The following is a 246-nucleotide window of genomic DNA, read 5'->3' on the forward strand; positions in this document are numbered from 1 at the left end:
TGATGCGAACCTCTCTTTTTGCAAAAGCTTTGAGATCGGCCAGAATGAATTGTCCCATCTGTCGCTCCGCCATTTTACCGACGGCGAAAACAAAAAGCATCTGAAAGAAATCTGGGAAACCCTCCGCAGAAAAGGAAATGCCAAAGGAGAACTGCCCGTCAAGCTTCGGTCCGGCGAAGAGAAGCTGTTTGAATTTACGATTACGTCCAACTTAATCAGCGGGTTCTACATGTCCATTATGAGAGA

At 46.3% G+C, this 246-nt stretch carries 1 pseudogene; it reads left to right on the forward strand.

Features of this window, described 5'->3' with window-relative positions:
• Window positions 1-246 (forward strand): annotated as a pseudogene (locus SB658_RS26605) (PAS domain-containing sensor histidine kinase); the annotation flags it as partial.

This window comes from Bacillus sp. SIMBA_008 (assembly GCF_046535495.1).
GTDB classification, from domain to species: Bacteria; Bacillota; Bacilli; order Bacillales; family Bacillaceae; genus Bacillus; species Bacillus subtilis.